Below are 15656 nucleotides of genomic sequence, written 5' to 3'. Positions count from 1 at the left end.
TTATCCAGCCCGGCTTTCTCATGATTGGTCGCTCAATCGACCAAATTATTTGAAGGAATGCGTGTGATGGAATCGGCTGTACCTGAGCGGCAGGGGTTGTACGACCCCGCCAACGAGCACGACGCTTGCGGTGTGGGCTTTGTGGCCCATGTCAAAGGCCAGAAGAGTCACAGCATCGTCGAGCAGGGGTTGTTGATCCTGAAAAACCTCGATCATCGTGGCGCTGTGGGTGCAGACCCTTTGCAGGGCGATGGTGCCGGTATCCTGATTCAGATTCCCGACCAGTTCTATCGCGAAGAAATGACCAGGCAGGGGGTCGAGCTGCCGCCTGCCGGCGAATACGGTGTTGGCATGGTCTTCCTGCCCCAGGAGGCTGCCTCGCGGCATGCCTGCGTTGAGGAGATCGAGCGCTCGATCAAGGCGGAAGGCCAGGTTCTGCTCGGCTGGCGGGACGTCCCGGTCAATGCCGCAATGCCGATGTCGCCTACCGTGCGTGCCACGGAGCCGGTGATCCGCCAGGTGTTCGTTGGTCGCGGCCCCGATGTCTTCGTTACCGACGCGCTCGAGCGCAAGCTGTACATCATCCGTCGGCGTGCCGCCAACGCGATCAAGTCGCTCAAGCTCAAGCACGGCCAGGAATTCTATGTTCCGTCGTTCTCGGCGCGGACGATCAACTACAAGGGTCTGCTGCTCGCCGACCAGGTCGGCGTGTACTACGAGGACCTCCAGGACAAGCGCACGGTTTCCGCGCTGGCGCTGGTGCATCAGCGCTTCTCGACCAATACCTTCCCGACCTGGGACCTCGCTCACCCGTTCCGCTACATTGCCCACAACGGTGAAATCAACACCGTGCGTGGCAACGTGAACTGGTTCAAGGCCCGCGAGCAGGCGATTTCCTCGCCGATCCTCGGTGACGATCTGGCCAAGGTCTGGCCGTTGCACTATCCCGGTCAGTCCGACTCGGCGTCCTTCGACAACGCGCTTGAACTGCTGGTCATGGGCGGCAGCTACTCGCTCGCCCAGGCGGTGATGCTGATGATCCCGGAAGCCTGGGAAAAGCACACGCTGATGGACGAAAACCGTCGTGCGTTCTACGAATACCACGCTGCCATGATGGAGCCTTGGGATGGTCCCGCCGCCGTCGCCTTTACCGATGGCAGGCAGATCGGCGCGACCCTGGATCGCAACGGCCTGCGGCCTGCGCGTTACCTGGTGACCGACGACGACCTGGTAGTCATGGCCTCCGAGTCCGGCGTGCTGCCGATCCCGGAAAAGAAGATCGTCAAGAAATGGCGCCTGCAGCCGGGCAAGATGTTCCTGATCGACATGGACCAAGGCCGTATCATCGACGACAAGGAACTCAAGGATTCGCTGGCCAAGGCCAAGCCTTACCGCGAGTGGATCGAGAAGATCCGCATCAAGCTCGACGAAGTGCCGTCTGCCGACGAGCAATGCGTCGGTGCCCGTGCTTCGTTGCTCGATCGCCAGCAGGCCTTCGGCTTCACTCAGGAAGACATCAAGGTCATCCTCGAGCCGATGGTGCAGAACGGCGAGGAAGCCACTGGTTCGATGGGGACGGATTCGGCCCTGCCGGTATTGTCGAGCAAGAACAAGGCGCTCTACGCCTACTTCAAGCAACTGTTCGCGCAGGTCACCAATCCGCCGATCGACCCGATCCGCGAGGAACTGGTCATGTCGCTGGTGTCCTTCATCGGACCGAAGCCGAACCTGCTCAACACCAACGACATCAATCCGCCGATCCGTCTCGAGGTGTCGCAGCCGGTGCTGACCTGCGCCGAGATCGAAAAGCTGCGCAACATCGAAAAGTACACTTCGAGCAAGTTCCGCTCCTTCGAACTCGACATCTGTTACCCGGTGGCCTGGGGCAAGGCTGGCATCGAAGCCCGTCTCGCTTCGCTGGCGGCCGATGCCGAAGATGCGGTGCGTTCTGGTGCCAACATCCTGATCGTCTCCGACCGCATGGTCGATGCCGAGCATGTCGCCATCCCGGCGCTGCTCGCCACCTCGACGATCCACCAGCATCTGGTCAAGAAGGGGCTGCGCACCAGCGCCGGTCTCGTCGTCGAAACCGGTTCCGCGCGCGAAGTGCATCATTTCGCGCTGCTCGGCGGCTACGGTGCCGAAGCCGTCCACCCCTACCTGGCGCTGGAAACCATCGAGGCGCTGGCCAAGGGCGACGCCGAGAAGGCCGAGAAGTTCGTCAAGAATTACATCAAGGCGATCGGCAAGGGGCTGTGCAAGGTGATGTCCAAGATGGGCATTTCGACCTACATGTCCTACACTGGCGCCCAGATTTTCGAAGCGATCGGTCTGCAGAAGGGGTTCGTCGAAAAGTACTTTACCGGTACGCCGTCGAACATCGAGGGGATCGGTGTTTTCGAAGTCGCCGAGGAAGCCATCCGTCTGCATCGCGATGCATTCTCCGGTGACCCGGTCCTGGCCAACATGCTTGATGCCGGCGGCGAATACGCCTTCCGTATCCGCGGCGAAGAGCACATGTGGACGCCGGATTCGATCGCCAAGCTGCAGCATTCGACGCGTTCGGGCAAGTACGAGACCTACAAGGAATACGCCAAGCTGATCAATGATCAGACCAAGCGTCACCTGACCCTGCGCGGCCTGTTCGAGTTCAAGCCGCAGGGTGCCCCGGTGCCGCTGGAAGAAGTTGAGCCGGCGAAGGAAATCGTCAAGCGTTTCGCCACTGGCGCCATGTCGCTCGGCTCGATCTCGACCGAAGCGCATACCACGCTGGCGATCGCCATGAACCGCATCGGCGGCAAGTCCAATACCGGCGAAGGCGGTGAGGACGCCAAGCGCTTCCTGCCGCTCAAGGCTGGCCAGAAGCTGTCGGAAGTCGTCGGCGCTTCGCGCATCGAGCGTGATTACGAATTCAAGGAAGGCGACTCTCTGCGCTCGGCGATCAAGCAGGTTGCTTCCGGTCGTTTCGGCGTCACCGCCGAGTATCTGGTCAATGCCGACCAGATTCAGATCAAGATGGCCCAGGGCGCCAAGCCTGGCGAAGGCGGTCAGTTGCCCGGCCACAAGGTGTCCGAGTACATCGGCTTCCTGCGCCATTCGGTGCCGGGCGTCGGCCTGATTTCGCCGCCACCGCACCACGACATCTACTCGATCGAAGACCTGGCACAACTGATCCATGACCTGAAGAACGCCAATAGCCAGGCCTCTATCTCGGTCAAGCTGGTATCCGAAGTCGGTGTCGGTACCGTTGCCGCCGGCGTAGCCAAGGCCAAGGCCGACCACGTCGTGATCGCCGGCTTCGACGGCGGTACCGGCGCCTCGCCGCAGTCGTCGATCAAGCACGCCGGCACGCCGTGGGAACTCGGCCTTTCCGAAACCCAGCAGACGCTGGTGCTGAATCGCCTGCGTTCGCGTATCCGCGTCCAGGTCGACGGCCAGATGAAGACCGGCCGCGACGTCGTCATCGGCGCCCTGCTCGGCGCCGATGAATTCGGCTTCGCCACCGCGCCGCTGGTTGTCGAAGGCTGCATCATGATGCGCAAGTGCCATCTGAACACCTGCCCGGTCGGCGTCGCCACCCAGGATCCGGAACTGCGCAAGCGCTTCACCGGCCAGCCGGAACACGTCGTCAATTACTTCTTCTTCGTTGCCGAGGAAGTGCGCGAAATCATGGCCATGCTCGGCATCCGCAAGTTCGACGACCTGGTCGGTCGTGCCGACCTGCTCGACACGCGCGCCGGTATCGAACACTGGAAGGCCAAGGGTCTCGATTTTTCCAAGGTTTTCTACCAGCCGCCGGTGCCTGCCGAAGTGCCGCGTCGCCACACCGAAGGGCAGGATCATGGCCTCGAGAAGGCGCTCGATCACAAGCTGATCGAACAAGCCCGTCCGGCGCTGGAGAATGCTCAGAAGGTCCAGATCGAAACCTCGATCATCAACGTCAATCGTACCTGCGGCACCATGCTCTCGGGCGAGGTGGCGCGCCGCTACGGCAACGCCGGCCTGCCGGACGACACCATCCACGTCAAGCTGACCGGTACCGCCGGCCAGGCCTTCGGCGCTTTCCTGGCCCGCGGCGTGACGCTGGAACTGAGCGGTGAAGGCAACGACTACGTCGGCAAGGGTCTGTCGGGCGGCCGCATCATCATCAAGCCGAGCCCGGATTTCCGCGGCGATACGCAACACAACATCATCTGCGGCAACACCGTGATGTACGGCGCGACCGAGGGTGAGTCCTTCTTCGCCGGTGTCGGCGGCGAACGCTTCTGTGTCCGCAATTCTGGCGCGACGGCGGTGGTCGAAGGCGTCGGTGACCACGGTTGCGAATACATGACCGGCGGTACCGTCGTCGTCCTCGGCATGACCGGGCGCAACTTCGCCGCCGGTATGTCCGGTGGCATCGCCTACGTCCTCGACGAGGAGGGCACGTTCAAGCAGCGCTGCAACCTGGCCCAGGTGGCCCTCGAGAAGGTCCTGCCGGCTGGCCGTCATGCTGCCGGCGAGCCCCTGCATCGCGGGCTGGCCGACGAGGTTCAACTGAAGGAACTGCTGACCCGTCACGTCGAATACACCGGCAGCGCCACCGCCAAGAATATTCTGGCGAACTGGGACGTCTACCGCGAGAAATTCGTCAAAGTCTATCCGCACGAATACAAGCGGGCGCTCACCGAGATGGCCGCTGCTGCACGCAAGGAGGCCGCATAATGGGTAAGCCGACTGGATTCATGGAATTCGAACGCCTCGAAGAGGCTTACGAACCGGTCGAACAGCGTCTGACGCACTACAAGGAATTCGTCCAGACCCTGTCGGACGACGCTGCCAAGACGCAGGGTGCGCGCTGCATGGATTGTGGCATCCCGTTCTGCAACAACGGCTGCCCGGTCAACAACATCATTCCGGACTGGAATGACCTGGTGTACAAGGGCAACTGGAAGCAGGCGCTGGAAGTGCTGCATTCGACCAATAATTTCCCCGATTTCACCGGCCGCATCTGCCCGGCGCCCTGCGAAGCTGCCTGTACGCTGGGCATCAACGCAGCGCCGGTGGGCATCAAGTCGATCGAGCACTTCATCATCGACAAGGGCTGGGAAATGGGCTGGGTCGTACCGCAGCCGGCCAAGGCCAAGACCGGCAAGAAAGTCGCCATCGTCGGTTCCGGCCCGGCCGGCATGGCCGCGGCCCAGCAACTGGCGCGCGTCGGCCACGACGTCACCGTGTTCGAGAAATCGAGCCGGATCGGCGGTCTGCTCGGCTTCGGCATTCCCGATTTCAAGCTCAACAAGTCGGTGATCGACCGTCGCGTCGCGCAGATGGAAGCCGAAGGCGTCGTCTTCCGGACCAAGGTCATTGTCGGTGACAAGTCCATCCCGGCCGGCATCAACAACGATGCCACCGAGACGGTTTCCGCCGCGCAGCTGAAGAAGGATTTCGACGCGGTGATCCTCGCCGCCGGTTCCGAAGTGCCGCGTGATCTGCCGGTGCCGGGCCGCGAGTTCAAGGGCGTCTACGCCGCACTGGAATTCCTGATTCCGCAGAACAAGGAAGTGCAGCAAGGGATCAAGAATCCGATCAACGTCAAGGGCAAGCACGTCATCGTCATCGGTGGCGGCGATACCGGTTCCGACTGTGTCGGTACCAGTTACCGTCACGGCGCAGCGTCGGTCACCCAGTTCGAACTGATGCCGGCACCGCCGGAGCAGGAGAACAAGCCGCTGACTTGGCCGTACTGGCCGCTGAAGATGCGCACCTCGTCGTCGCACAAGGAAGGCGCCACCGTCCGCGAGTTCGCCGTGGCGACCAAGGAATTCATCGCTGACGGCCAGGGCAACGTCAAGGCGCTCAAGGCGGTGCGTGTCGAATGGGCGGGCGGCAAGATGAGCGAAGTCGCCGGTTCGGAATTCGAACTGCCGTGCGACGCCGCCTTCCTGGCCATGGGCTTCGTCAATCCGGTGGGCAGCCTGCTCGATGCCTTCGGTGTCGCCAAGGATGGCCGCGGCAATGCCAGCGCGACGACCGACGGCGAAGGCTGCTACCGTACGAGCGTCGATGGCGTGTTTGCCGCCGGCGACGTGCGGCGCGGTCAGTCGCTGGTCGTCTGGGCGATCCGCGAAGGCCGTCAGGCCGCTCGCGAAGTCGATGCCTTCCTGATGGGATCGACCTCCCTGCCGCGCTGAAGCTGGATGAATAGAACATAAAACCCCGCCGGTTCCGACCCGCGGGGTTTTTGTTTGTGCAAGAATGCAGGGATATAAACAGGGGGAAATAATGGCATCGGAATTGCAGCAGGCATTCCATATGGATTTGCCGAGTCCGGTACTCGACGGACACATGCTTCTGATCCTGGCAATCATGGTACTGGCCGGGATTCTTGGGGGAACCGCCAACTTTTTTCTCGCCGAAAAGGCGAGCGAGCAGGACCGACGCAACTGGACGCGCTATGCGGTATTCGGGGTGATTGCGGCGCTCACTGTTCCTCTTTTCCTGAACATGATATCCAGCACCCTGCTCGAAGGGGCGCGCAACAAGCCGGTGGATTTCTATGTTTTTGCCGGTTTCTGCCTGATCTACGTGGTCGCCTCCCGGCGTCTGTTCGAGAATCTGGCCCAGCGTCTGCTCGGCCAGATCGAACAGGTTCGCGACGAGGTCGGCCACCTCAAGCAGGCGCGCGACGCCTTGCCGCCGGTGAAGGAGACGGCCGAGACCAACCCCAATGAAGTGCTCTCCTACAACGATGTCGAGATCCTGCGGGCGCTGGCCCAGGAGAAGTTCGTTTACGGCAATCTGGCTGCCGTCTGCGAACGCACCGGTTTACCCCGGGAATACGTCAGCCAGCGCCTGACCGTGATGAAGACGCTGGGCGTCATCGAAACCCGGATCAACGACAAGAACGTCCTCCACTGGTTCGTCTCCGCGCGCGGCAAGGCCGTGCTCGAGGAAATCATCGGCAACCACCAGGACAAGAAGCTCGCCTGAAATCAACGCCGGACGCCCGGCCATTACCTGAAAAATCACCATGAACATCGTCATCCTCGCTGCCGGTCAAGGCAAGCGCATGCATTCGAATTTGCCCAAAGTACTGCATCCGATCGCCGGCAAGCCGCTGGCCCAACACGTCATCGATACCGCGCGCCAGTTGGCGCCGGAAAAACTGATCGTGGTTTACGGCCACGGCGGTGAAATCGTCCGGGCGACGCTGTCCGCTCCCGACATCCTGTGGGCCGAACAGGCGCAGCAACTAGGCACTGGCCACGCACTGGCACAGGCCGTCCCGCAACTGGGCGACGGGGCACAGACGCTGGTCCTCTACGGCGATGTGCCGCTGACCTCGCTGGCAACCCTGAAACGGCTGCTGCAAGCTGGCCGCGACGGGCTGGCCATCCTCACCGTCGATCTCGCCGATCCCACCGGCTACGGCCGCATCGTCCGCGACGAGGGCGGCCAGGTCTGCCGCATCGTCGAACAGAAGGATGCGAGCGAGGCCGAGAAGGCGATCCGCGAAATCAACACCGGCATCATGGCGATGCCGACCGCAAGGCTGGGCGAATGGTTGTCCAGCCTGAAGAACGACAACGCCCAGGGCGAGTACTACCTGACCGACGTCGTCGCGCTGGCGGTCGCCGAAGGCCTGCCGGTGCGTACCGCGCAGCCGGATGGCGAGTGGGAAGTGCTCGGGGTCAACAGCAAGGTGCAACTGGCCGAGCTGGAACGCCAGCATCAGCGCAACATCGCCGATCAACTGCTGGTCGGCGGCGTCCGTCTGGCCGATCCGGCGCGCATCGACGTCCGCGGCCAGCTTGCCCACGGGCGCGACGTGGCGATCGACGTCGGCTGCGTTTTTGAAGGCCAGGTCGAACTGGGCGACGCGGTCGAAGTCGGCCCTTACTGCGTCCTGAAGAACGTCAAGGTCGGCGCCGGGACACGGATTGCCGCCTTTTGCCACTTCGAGGACGCGGTGATCGGTCCGGACGGCGTGCTCGGCCCCTACGCCCGTCTGCGGCCGGGCACCGAACTCGGTCCCGAGGTCCATGTCGGCAACTTCGTCGAGATCAAGAAGAGCGTCATCGGTGCCCAGTCGAAGGCGAATCACCTGGCCTACATCGGCGACGCCGAGATCGGCCAGCGGGTCAACGTCGGCGCCGGCACCATCACCTGCAACTACGATGGCGCCAACAAGTTCAAGACGGTGATCGAGGACGACGTTTTTATTGGCTCCGATACCCAACTGGTGGCGCCGGTCACCGTCCATCGCGGGGCGACCCTCGGTGCCGGCACGACGCTGACCAAGGATGCGCCGCCCGACGCACTGACCGTCTCGCGTCCCAAGCAAATCACGGTGGCTGGCTGGCAGCGTCCGGTCAAGGAGAAGAAGTGATGGATGGCTGGTTCGTCGCCTTCGCTATCATCAGTTCGCTGCTCATGGCCGGCGGTGGTACCTTGCTGCTGGTTGGCTACATCAACACCTTGCCGGCGGCACTGAGTTTCGGTTGGCGCACCGCCTTGCCGGTTGTCGTGCTGCCGGTGGTCGGCCCGCTCTGGTTCGCGTGGACCCAGGGCGAGGAATTCCGCCGGGCGCGCTACCAATTGATTGCCGCGCTTGCCCTGCTGGCCGCTGCCGGCGTTCTGATTCTTGCTTTTGGCCCTTATTTTGCGGGACGTTTGATCGCCGAAATGGTCGAGGCGGCGAAAATGCGTTAGCGTTGTACCGACAATTTGCTCAGGGAGAAGAAGATGTCCAAGTTCACCAGTGAATCCCTTCGTAGTGTCGTCCTCGTCGGCCACGGTGCCGCTGGCAAGACCACACTGGCCGAGGCGCTGCTCCACGCCACCGGCGCGATCGCGGCGAAAGGCAGCATCGAGCGTGGCAGTACCGTCTGCGACAGCGACCCGCAGGAAAAGGAAGCCGGCCATTCCCTGAGTAGTGCGGTTTTCTCGATCCGCCACGAAGGCATTACCATCCACGCCGTCGATACCCCGGGCTACCCGGATTTCGCCGGTCAGGCGATTGCCGCGCTGGCCGCCGCCGATACCGCGCTGGTGGTGATCAATGCCCAGGCCGGTATCGAACTGACCGCCGAAAGAATGATGCGCCTGGCCGGCGAGCGCGGCCTGTGCCGGATGATCGTCGTCAACAAGATCGACGCCGACAATCTCGACCTGCCCGGACTGGTCGCCGAGATTCGCGAACGCTTCGGCAGCCAGTGCCTGGTGCTTGACCTGCCGGCGCATGGCGCCGCCGACGTCGTCGAGGTCCTCGAACACGATGCCGGCGATGCCGACTTCGCTTCCGTCGCCGCCGCCCACCGGGCGCTCATCGACCAGATCGTCGAGGAGGACGAAGACCTGCTCGCCCGCTATCTCGACGAAGGCAGCGACCCGTCGACGAACGATCTGCACGCGCCCTTCGAGAAGGCGCTGCGCGCCGGTCACCTGATCCCCATCCTGTTCACCTCGGCGAAGACCGGTGCCGGCATTCCGCAGTTGCTGCACGTGCTGGCGACGCTGGCACCGAATCCGGCGGAAGGCAATCCGCCGCCGTTCTACCGGGGCGAACCCGGCGCCGCGAGCAGCGCCTTCGCTGCCCAGCCCGATCCCGACCTGCATGTGCTGGCGCATGTCTTCAAGGTCGTCGTTGATCCCTATCTGGGCAAGATCGGCGTCTTCCGCGTCCATCAGGGGACGGTGAGGAAGGACATGCAGCTCTTCGTCGGCGACGGCAAGCGGCCGTTCAAGGTCGCCCACCTTTACCGCCTGCAGGGCAAGGACACCGTCGAGGTCGATGCGCTGTTGCCGGGCGAGATCGGCGCCGTCGCCAAGGTCGAGGAAATCGAGTTCGACTGCGTGCTGCACGATACGCACGACGAAGACCACATCCACCTGGTGCCGCTCGAATTTCCGCGGCCGATGGCCGGGCTGGCGGTCGAGACGAAGAAGAAGGGCGACGAACAGCGTCTTTTCGACATCCTCGCCAAGCTGGCGATGGAAGACCCGACCTTCGTCATCGAGCGTCATCCGAGCAGCAACGAGACCGTCATTCGCGGCCTCGGCGACATGCACCTGAAAGCCAAGCTGGCGCGCATGCTCAGCCAGTACAAGCTGGAAGTCGACACCAAGCCGCCGCGCATTCCCTACCGCGAGACGATCACCGCGCCGGCCGAAGCGATGTACCGGCACAAGAAGCAGTCGGGCGGCGCCGGCCAGTTCGGCGAGGTGCATCTGCGCATCGAGCCGCGGGCGCGCGGCGAGGGCTTCGAATTCGTCGACGCGGTCAAGGGCGGCGTGATTCCCGGCGTTTTCATGCCGGCGGTCGAGAAGGGCGTGCGCCAGGCGCTGGCCGGTGGCGTCGTCGCCGGCTACGAAGTGCAGGACCTGCGCGTCACCGTCTACGACGGCAAGACCCACCCGGTCGACGGAAAGGAAGTCGCTTTCACCATCGCCGGCCGCAAGGCGCTGATCGAGGCGATCCGCAATGCGCGGCCGATCGTCCTCGAACCGATTGTCGGCATCGAGATCGTCGCCCCGGAAAATGCCATCGGCGACCTCGCCGGCGATCTCTCCGGGCGCCGCGGTCACGTCACCGGTACCGACGGGCGCGGCCACGGCTTCGCCGCGATCAGCGGCGAGGTGCCGCTGGCCGAGCTTGACGATTACCAGTCGCGGCTGAAGTCGCTGACCGGCGGCCAGGGTAGCTACACGATCGATTTCGCGCGCTACGCGGCGGTCCCGCCCAACGTCCAGCAGCAACTGGCGAGCCGCTTCCAGCTGCGCGACGAAGAAGAGTAAGCGCCTGCTTCCGCTGTTTGCCAAGGGCCGCTTTGCGGCCCGTTTTCTTTCAGTGGCCGTTGCCGGCGTCGCCCTCGTGCCACTCGACGGCGGCCAGGAAGAGGTAGCCGGCGCCGTACACCGTCTTGATGAAGGAGGGGCTTTCCGCGTCCGGCTCCAGCTTGCGCCGCAGGCGGGAGACGCGGACGTCGATGGCGCGGTCGCTGGGGCCGACGTCACGCGAACCCATCAGTTTTTCGCGCTGCAGGATGCGGTTCGGGTGGCTGACGAAGACCTTGAGCAGTTCGGCTTCCGCCGTGCTCAGTACCTGTTCGTTGCCGTCCGGCGCGCCGAGCGTGTTGTTCGCCAGGTTGAAACGCCAGCCGCCGAAATGGGCGATCTGGCTGGGCGTCTGTTCGCTGGCGCTTTCGCGGCGGCGCAGGATGCTGCGCACGCGGGCGACCAGTTCGCGCGGCTCGAACGGTTTCAGCACGTAGTCGTCGGCGCCCAGTTCGAGGCCCATGACGCGGTCGCTGACGTGGGCGCGGCCGGTCAGGATCATGATGCCGCAGGCGGTCTGTGCGCGCACCCGCTGCATGGCCTCGATGCCGTCCATGTCGGGTAGCCCGAGGTCAATGATGCACAGCGCCGGCGACAGGTTGCGCAGGCGGCGCAGCAGGTCGCCGCCGCTGCGGCACCACAGCGTGCGGAAGCCGAAATCGGCGAGTACCTGCTCGATGATGCGGGCGACGTCGGGGTCGTCCTCGACGATGGCGATCAGTTTGCCGCTGTCCTGCTCCTTCATGGGGTCTCCTCGCCCGCGGCGCGTTGCAGAGCACGTGCCAGTTCCTGCCTGAGGAAGGGCTTGGCCAGGATGGGAAAGTCCCGGCCGCGCGCGTCCTCGTCTTCGGTGTAGCCGCTCATCAGCACGATGCGCATCGACGGACATTCCCTTCGCAGCAGTCGCGCCAGTTGGCGGCCGTTCAGTTCGCCCGGCATCAGCACGTCGCTGACGACGATCGCGATGTCAGGAATGTGGCGCACCATGTCGCGCGCCTGGCTAGCGTTTTCCGCTTCGATCACCGGGTGGCCGAGGTCGATCAGTTGCTGGCGGACGACGCGGCGGACATTTTCGTCGTCCTCGACCAGTAGCACCAGGTCGCCGCTGGCTTCGGGCAGCGGCGTTTCGGCTACGGCCTGCCGGCTGGCGGGCGCGGCCGTCTGCGGCAGCACGATCTCGACCTGGGTGCCGCGCTCCGGTTCGCTGCGGATGCGCATGCCGCCAGCCGACTGGCGGATGAAGCCCTGCGCCATGGCCAACCCGAGGCCGTTGCCGAGGCCGAGGCGCTTGGTGGTGAAAAAAGGCTCGCAGGCATGCGCCAGCGTGTGCGGGTCCATGCCGCAGCCGTCGTCGGCGACGGCGATGGCGATGTAGTTGCCAGGCGCGACGTCGAATTCGGCGGTTTCCGGGGCGTCGGCCGGCAGTTCGGTGAGGTCGGCGGAAATCGTCAGACGGCCGCCTTGCGGCATCGCGTCGCGCGCATTGAGCGCGAAGTTGAGCAGGGCGCTTTCCAGCTGTGCCGGGTCCACCTTGGCGAACAGGTCCCCTTCGGCGCAGCGGCAATCGACGACGATGTTGTCCGGCAGCGAGCGGCGGATCAGGCGCGCCAGGTCGCCGATCAGCTGGCCGATGTCGACCGCCTGCGGTTCCAGCGGCTGTTGCCGCGAGTAAGTGAGCAGGCGGCGGATCAGTTGCACGCCGCGGCGCGCCGACTGCAGCGCCGGGCTGACGAAGTCGGCGATCCCCGGATCGTCCGGCCGGTGGTCCTGGAGCGCCGCCAGGTTGCCGATGATCACCGTCAGCAGGTTGTTGAAGTCGTGCGCCAGACCGCCGGTCAGGCGGCCGATCGCTTCCATCTTCTGCGCTTGCAGCAATGCGCTCTGCATCCGCTTCTGCTCGGTGATGTCGTGCGAGAAGACGAAGAAGCCGTGGGTGTCGCCATCGCTACCGATTTCCGGAACCAGCGTGCTGTGCGCGAAGACCGTCTGGCCGTGGCGCAGCATCCGGTACTCGTAACTGATCTGTTCGCCGGACAGCGCCCGCCGCACATGCTCGCCGACCTGGACATAGACTTCGGGACCGACCACCTCGAGCACCGAGCGGCCGATCACGCTGCCCGCCGGCAGGCAGTACCAGTCGGCGTAACCCTTGTTGGCATATTGGTAGATCTGCTGGCGATCGACGTAGCCAATGAGGATCGGGATGGTGTCGTTGATCAGGCGCAGGCGGGCCTCGCTGCGCCCCAGCGCGGCGGCGATCCGCTCCTTCTCGGCGTTGGCCTGGCGCAGGTTGGCGTTGGCGTTTTCCAGTTGGGCGGTACGGCGGCGGACGCGTTCGTCGAGCTGCAGGTTCTGGTGCTCGCTCAACTGCTCCAGGTAGCGTTGTTCGGTGATGTCGCTGTACAGCGTGACGAAGCCGCCGTGCGGCAGCGGCTCGCCGCGCAGCAGCAGGAGCCGGCCGTTCGGGCGACGGCGTTCGCTGACGTGGGCGACGAAGTGGCGGGCTTCGGCAATGCGCTCGGCGACCTGGCTTTCCGCATCACCGGGCCCGTACTCGCCGCGCTGCGCGTTGTAGCGGATGAAGTCGGCGAACGGCGTACCGATCCGCCCCAGTTCATCGGGAAAGCCGAGCAGTTCGAGGAAGGGGCGGTTCCAGGCGACCAGTCGCAGGTCGCGGTCGAAGACGCTGATTCCCTGGTCGAGCAGGTCGAGCCCGTCCTGCAATGTGGCGAGCCGGTTCGACTGGTCGGCGGGGAGGGAGGCATGAGGCATCGCGGGATTCTAGAGCAAGGTGCCACGGTTGAACGACAATGCAATGATTCGTTACATTGCGCCAATAGTTGTGCAAGAGTGTTCTGTAATGCTACGGCCCACAAGAAGGATACCGGCCGTTAAGGAGAACAGCACTCTGGCAGGTATTAAGAAGTAAATAGCGAGGAGATTGGCCGGGCCGGCAGGTCCGGCCATCCTTATCAGAAGCGTCATCGTCATGCCCGCCGCGGCGGGCCGCCTGGCGTCCGCGTCGCGGGCGCCGTCTTGTCTGAAAGGAAGCTGTGAATGAGTACTTACACCGCACCGCTGCGTGACATGCAGTTCGTTCTCAAGGATATCGCCGGTCTCGACGAGATCTGCGCCTTGCCGGGCAACGAGGAATGTTCCGTCGACCTGGTCGAATCGATTCTTGAAGAGGCGGCCAAGTTCGCCAGCGGCGTGCTCGATCCGATCAACCGCAATGGCGACCAGCAGGGCGCCGTGGTCAAGGACGGCGTGGTCACCACCTCGCCCGGCTTCAAGGACGCCTACCAACTGTTCTGCGAGACCGGCTGGAACGCCATGCCCTTCTCGCCGGAGTTCGGCGGCCAGGGCCTGCCGGCGGTGGTGACGATGGCGGTCAACGAAATGTGGAAGTCGGCCAACATGGCCTTCGCGCTGTGCCCGATGCTGACTTCCGGTGCGGTCGAGGCGATCAACCACCATGCCTCCGACGAACTGAAGCAGAAATATCTGCCGAAGATGGTCGAAGGCGTGTGGACCGGCACCATGAACCTGACCGAGCCGAACGCCGGCTCCGACCTGGCGGCGATCAGCACCAAGGCGAGAAAGCTCGACGACGGCACCTATCTGGTCACCGGCACCAAGATCTTCATCACCTGGGGCGAAAACGACGTCGCCGAGAACATCATCCACCTGGTGCTCGCCCGCCTGCCGGACGCGCCGCCGGGACTGAAGGGCATCTCGCTGTTCCTGGTGCCGAAGTTCCTGGTCAATGACGACGGCTCGCTCGGTGCGCGCAACGATCTGATCTGCGCCTCGCTCGAACACAAGCTCGGCATCCACGGCAGCCCGACGGCGGTGATGTCCTACGGCGACCAGGAAGGCGCCGTCGGCTACCTGATCGGCGAAGAGAACAAGGGCATCGGCTACATGTTCACGATGATGAACCACGCCCGCGTCAACGTCGGCCTGGAAGGCGTCGGCATCGCCGAGCGCGCCTACCAGCACGCGCTGTGGTACGCCAAGGAACGCATCCAGGGCGCCATCGTCGGCGACAAGTCGGGCGAGAAGAAGCCGATCCTGCATCACCCCGATGTCCGCCGCCTGCTGATGGACGTCAAGTCGCGCACCGAAGCGATGCGCACCCTGGCCTATTACGCCGCCGCCCAGATCGACAAGGCGCACGCCGGCGACGCCGCCGCGCAGGCGCGCATCGACCTGCTGACGCCGGTGGTCAAGGGCTGGAGCACCGAGCAGGGCGTCGAGCTGTCGTCGAACGCGCTGCAGGTCTTCGGTGGCGTCGGCTTCATCGAGGAAACCGGTGCCGCGCAGTACTACCGCGATTCCCGGATCACCACCATCTACGAAGGGACGACGGCGATCCAGGCGAACGACCTGGTCGGCCGCAAGCTGGCGCGCGAAAAGGTGCCGGGTGCCGGCATGAAGGCGATGCTCGCCGAGATCAACGCCACCGCCGACGAACTTGCTGGTAATGCCGGTCTCGCCAACATCGCCGCCAACCTGAAGAACGGTGCCGCGGCGCTGACTGCCGCCGCCGACTGGATTCTCGCCAACTACAACGACAAGCCGCAGGCAGTGCATGCCGGTTCGGTGCCCTTCCTCAAGCTGACCGGCATCGTCGCCGGCGGCTGGCTGATGGCCAAGTCGGCCGGCGTTGCCGCGGCGCGCATCGCGGCCGGCGACAGTGACCCGTTCTACCGGGCCAAGCTGGCGACCGCCGAGTATTTCGCGACGCACCAGCTGCCGTTCGCGGCGGCCTACGCGGCGGAAGTCATGGGTGGCGCCGAGGCCGTCTTCGGTCTCGCCGAAGACCTGTTCTGAGC

Annotated in this window: 9 protein-coding genes; 7 read left to right on the top strand and 2 right to left on the bottom strand. The window is 64.2% G+C overall.

Annotated elements, in window-relative coordinates; genetic code table 11:
- Positions 1 to 66: 66 nt before the first annotated feature.
- From gltB to fusA, 6 genes are all read left to right on the top strand, one after another.
- On the top strand, positions 67 to 4704 hold the full coding sequence (gltB, locus tag ACLIIZ_RS07120) for a glutamate synthase large subunit (RefSeq protein ID WP_416691428.1): 4638 nt from the start codon (positions 67 to 69) through the stop codon (positions 4702 to 4704).
- The gene (locus ACLIIZ_RS07115; RefSeq protein WP_416691427.1) at positions 4704 to 6173 is read left to right on the top strand and encodes a glutamate synthase subunit beta; all 1470 of its coding nucleotides are present in this window, start codon (positions 4704 to 4706) and stop codon (positions 6171 to 6173) included. Before gltB ends, ACLIIZ_RS07115 begins: the two co-directional genes overlap by 1 nt.
- 154 nt (positions 6174 to 6327) lie before the next feature.
- Complete coding sequence (locus ACLIIZ_RS07110) at positions 6328 to 6972, top strand: YEATS-associated helix-containing protein (protein WP_416691426.1); 645 nt, start codon at positions 6328 to 6330, stop codon at positions 6970 to 6972.
- A gap of 40 nt (positions 6973 to 7012) precedes the next feature.
- Positions 7013 to 8371 (top strand): bifunctional UDP-N-acetylglucosamine diphosphorylase/glucosamine-1-phosphate N-acetyltransferase GlmU, encoded by a 1359-nt coding sequence (gene glmU / locus ACLIIZ_RS07105; RefSeq protein ID WP_416691424.1) that lies wholly within the window; start codon positions 7013 to 7015, stop codon positions 8369 to 8371.
- The gene (locus ACLIIZ_RS07100; RefSeq protein ID WP_416691422.1) at positions 8371 to 8694 is read left to right on the top strand and encodes a hypothetical protein; all 324 of its coding nucleotides are present in this window, start codon (positions 8371 to 8373) and stop codon (positions 8692 to 8694) included. The genes glmU and ACLIIZ_RS07100 overlap by 1 nt, the downstream gene beginning before the upstream one ends.
- A gap of 33 nt (positions 8695 to 8727) precedes the next feature.
- On the top strand, positions 8728 to 10779 hold the full coding sequence (gene fusA / locus ACLIIZ_RS07095; RefSeq protein ID WP_416691420.1) for an elongation factor G: 2052 nt from the start codon (positions 8728 to 8730) through the stop codon (positions 10777 to 10779).
- Between the two features lie 49 nt (positions 10780 to 10828).
- Here fusA and ACLIIZ_RS07090 read toward each other — a convergent pair whose 3' ends face one another.
- Together ACLIIZ_RS07090 and ACLIIZ_RS07085 are read right to left on the bottom strand one after the other, a co-directional pair.
- Positions 10829 to 11563 (bottom strand): response regulator transcription factor, encoded by a 735-nt coding sequence (locus tag ACLIIZ_RS07090; RefSeq protein WP_416691419.1) that lies wholly within the window; start codon positions 11561 to 11563, stop codon positions 10829 to 10831.
- Positions 11560 to 13590: a PAS-domain containing protein gene (locus tag ACLIIZ_RS07085; protein WP_416691418.1), complete on the bottom strand. Its 2031-nt coding sequence runs from the start codon at positions 13588 to 13590 to the stop codon at positions 11560 to 11562. Before ACLIIZ_RS07085 ends, ACLIIZ_RS07090 begins: the two co-directional genes overlap by 4 nt.
- A gap of 285 nt (positions 13591 to 13875) precedes the next feature.
- Here ACLIIZ_RS07085 and ACLIIZ_RS07080 point away from each other — a divergent pair, with 285 nt between their 5' ends.
- Complete coding sequence (locus ACLIIZ_RS07080; protein ID WP_416691417.1) at positions 13876 to 15654, top strand: acyl-CoA dehydrogenase C-terminal domain-containing protein; 1779 nt, start codon at positions 13876 to 13878, stop codon at positions 15652 to 15654.
- Positions 15655 to 15656 lie beyond the last annotated feature (2 nt).

Source organism: Azonexus caeni (assembly GCF_048146105.1).
Classification (GTDB): domain Bacteria; phylum Pseudomonadota; class Gammaproteobacteria; order Burkholderiales; family Rhodocyclaceae; genus Azonexus; species Azonexus aromaticus_B.
Note: the sequence above shows the minus strand (reverse complement) of the source record. Positions and strands in the feature narration are given on the sequence as shown.

Bases quoted from the DNA above. Each gene is read 5' to 3' on its own strand.
- gltB (WP_416691428.1), top strand. From the start codon at position 67: ATGGAATCGGCTGTACCTGAGCGGCAGGGGTTGTACGACCCCGCCAAC.
- ACLIIZ_RS07115 (WP_416691427.1), top strand. From the start codon at position 4,704: ATGGGTAAGCCGACTGGATTCATGGAATTCGAACGCCTCGAAGAGGCT.
- ACLIIZ_RS07110 (WP_416691426.1), top strand. From the start codon at position 6,328: ATGCTTCTGATCCTGGCAATCATGGTACTGGCCGGGATTCTTGGGGGA.
- glmU (WP_416691424.1), top strand. From the start codon at position 7,013: ATGAACATCGTCATCCTCGCTGCCGGTCAAGGCAAGCGCATGCATTCG.
- ACLIIZ_RS07100 (WP_416691422.1), top strand. From the start codon at position 8,371: ATGGATGGCTGGTTCGTCGCCTTCGCTATCATCAGTTCGCTGCTCATG.
- fusA (WP_416691420.1), top strand. From the start codon at position 8,728: ATGTCCAAGTTCACCAGTGAATCCCTTCGTAGTGTCGTCCTCGTCGGC.
- ACLIIZ_RS07090 (WP_416691419.1), bottom strand. From the start codon at position 11,563: ATGAAGGAGCAGGACAGCGGCAAACTGATCGCCATCGTCGAGGACGAC.
- ACLIIZ_RS07085 (WP_416691418.1), bottom strand. From the start codon at position 13,590: ATGCCTCATGCCTCCCTCCCCGCCGACCAGTCGAACCGGCTCGCCACA.
- ACLIIZ_RS07080 (WP_416691417.1), top strand. From the start codon at position 13,876: ATGAGTACTTACACCGCACCGCTGCGTGACATGCAGTTCGTTCTCAAG.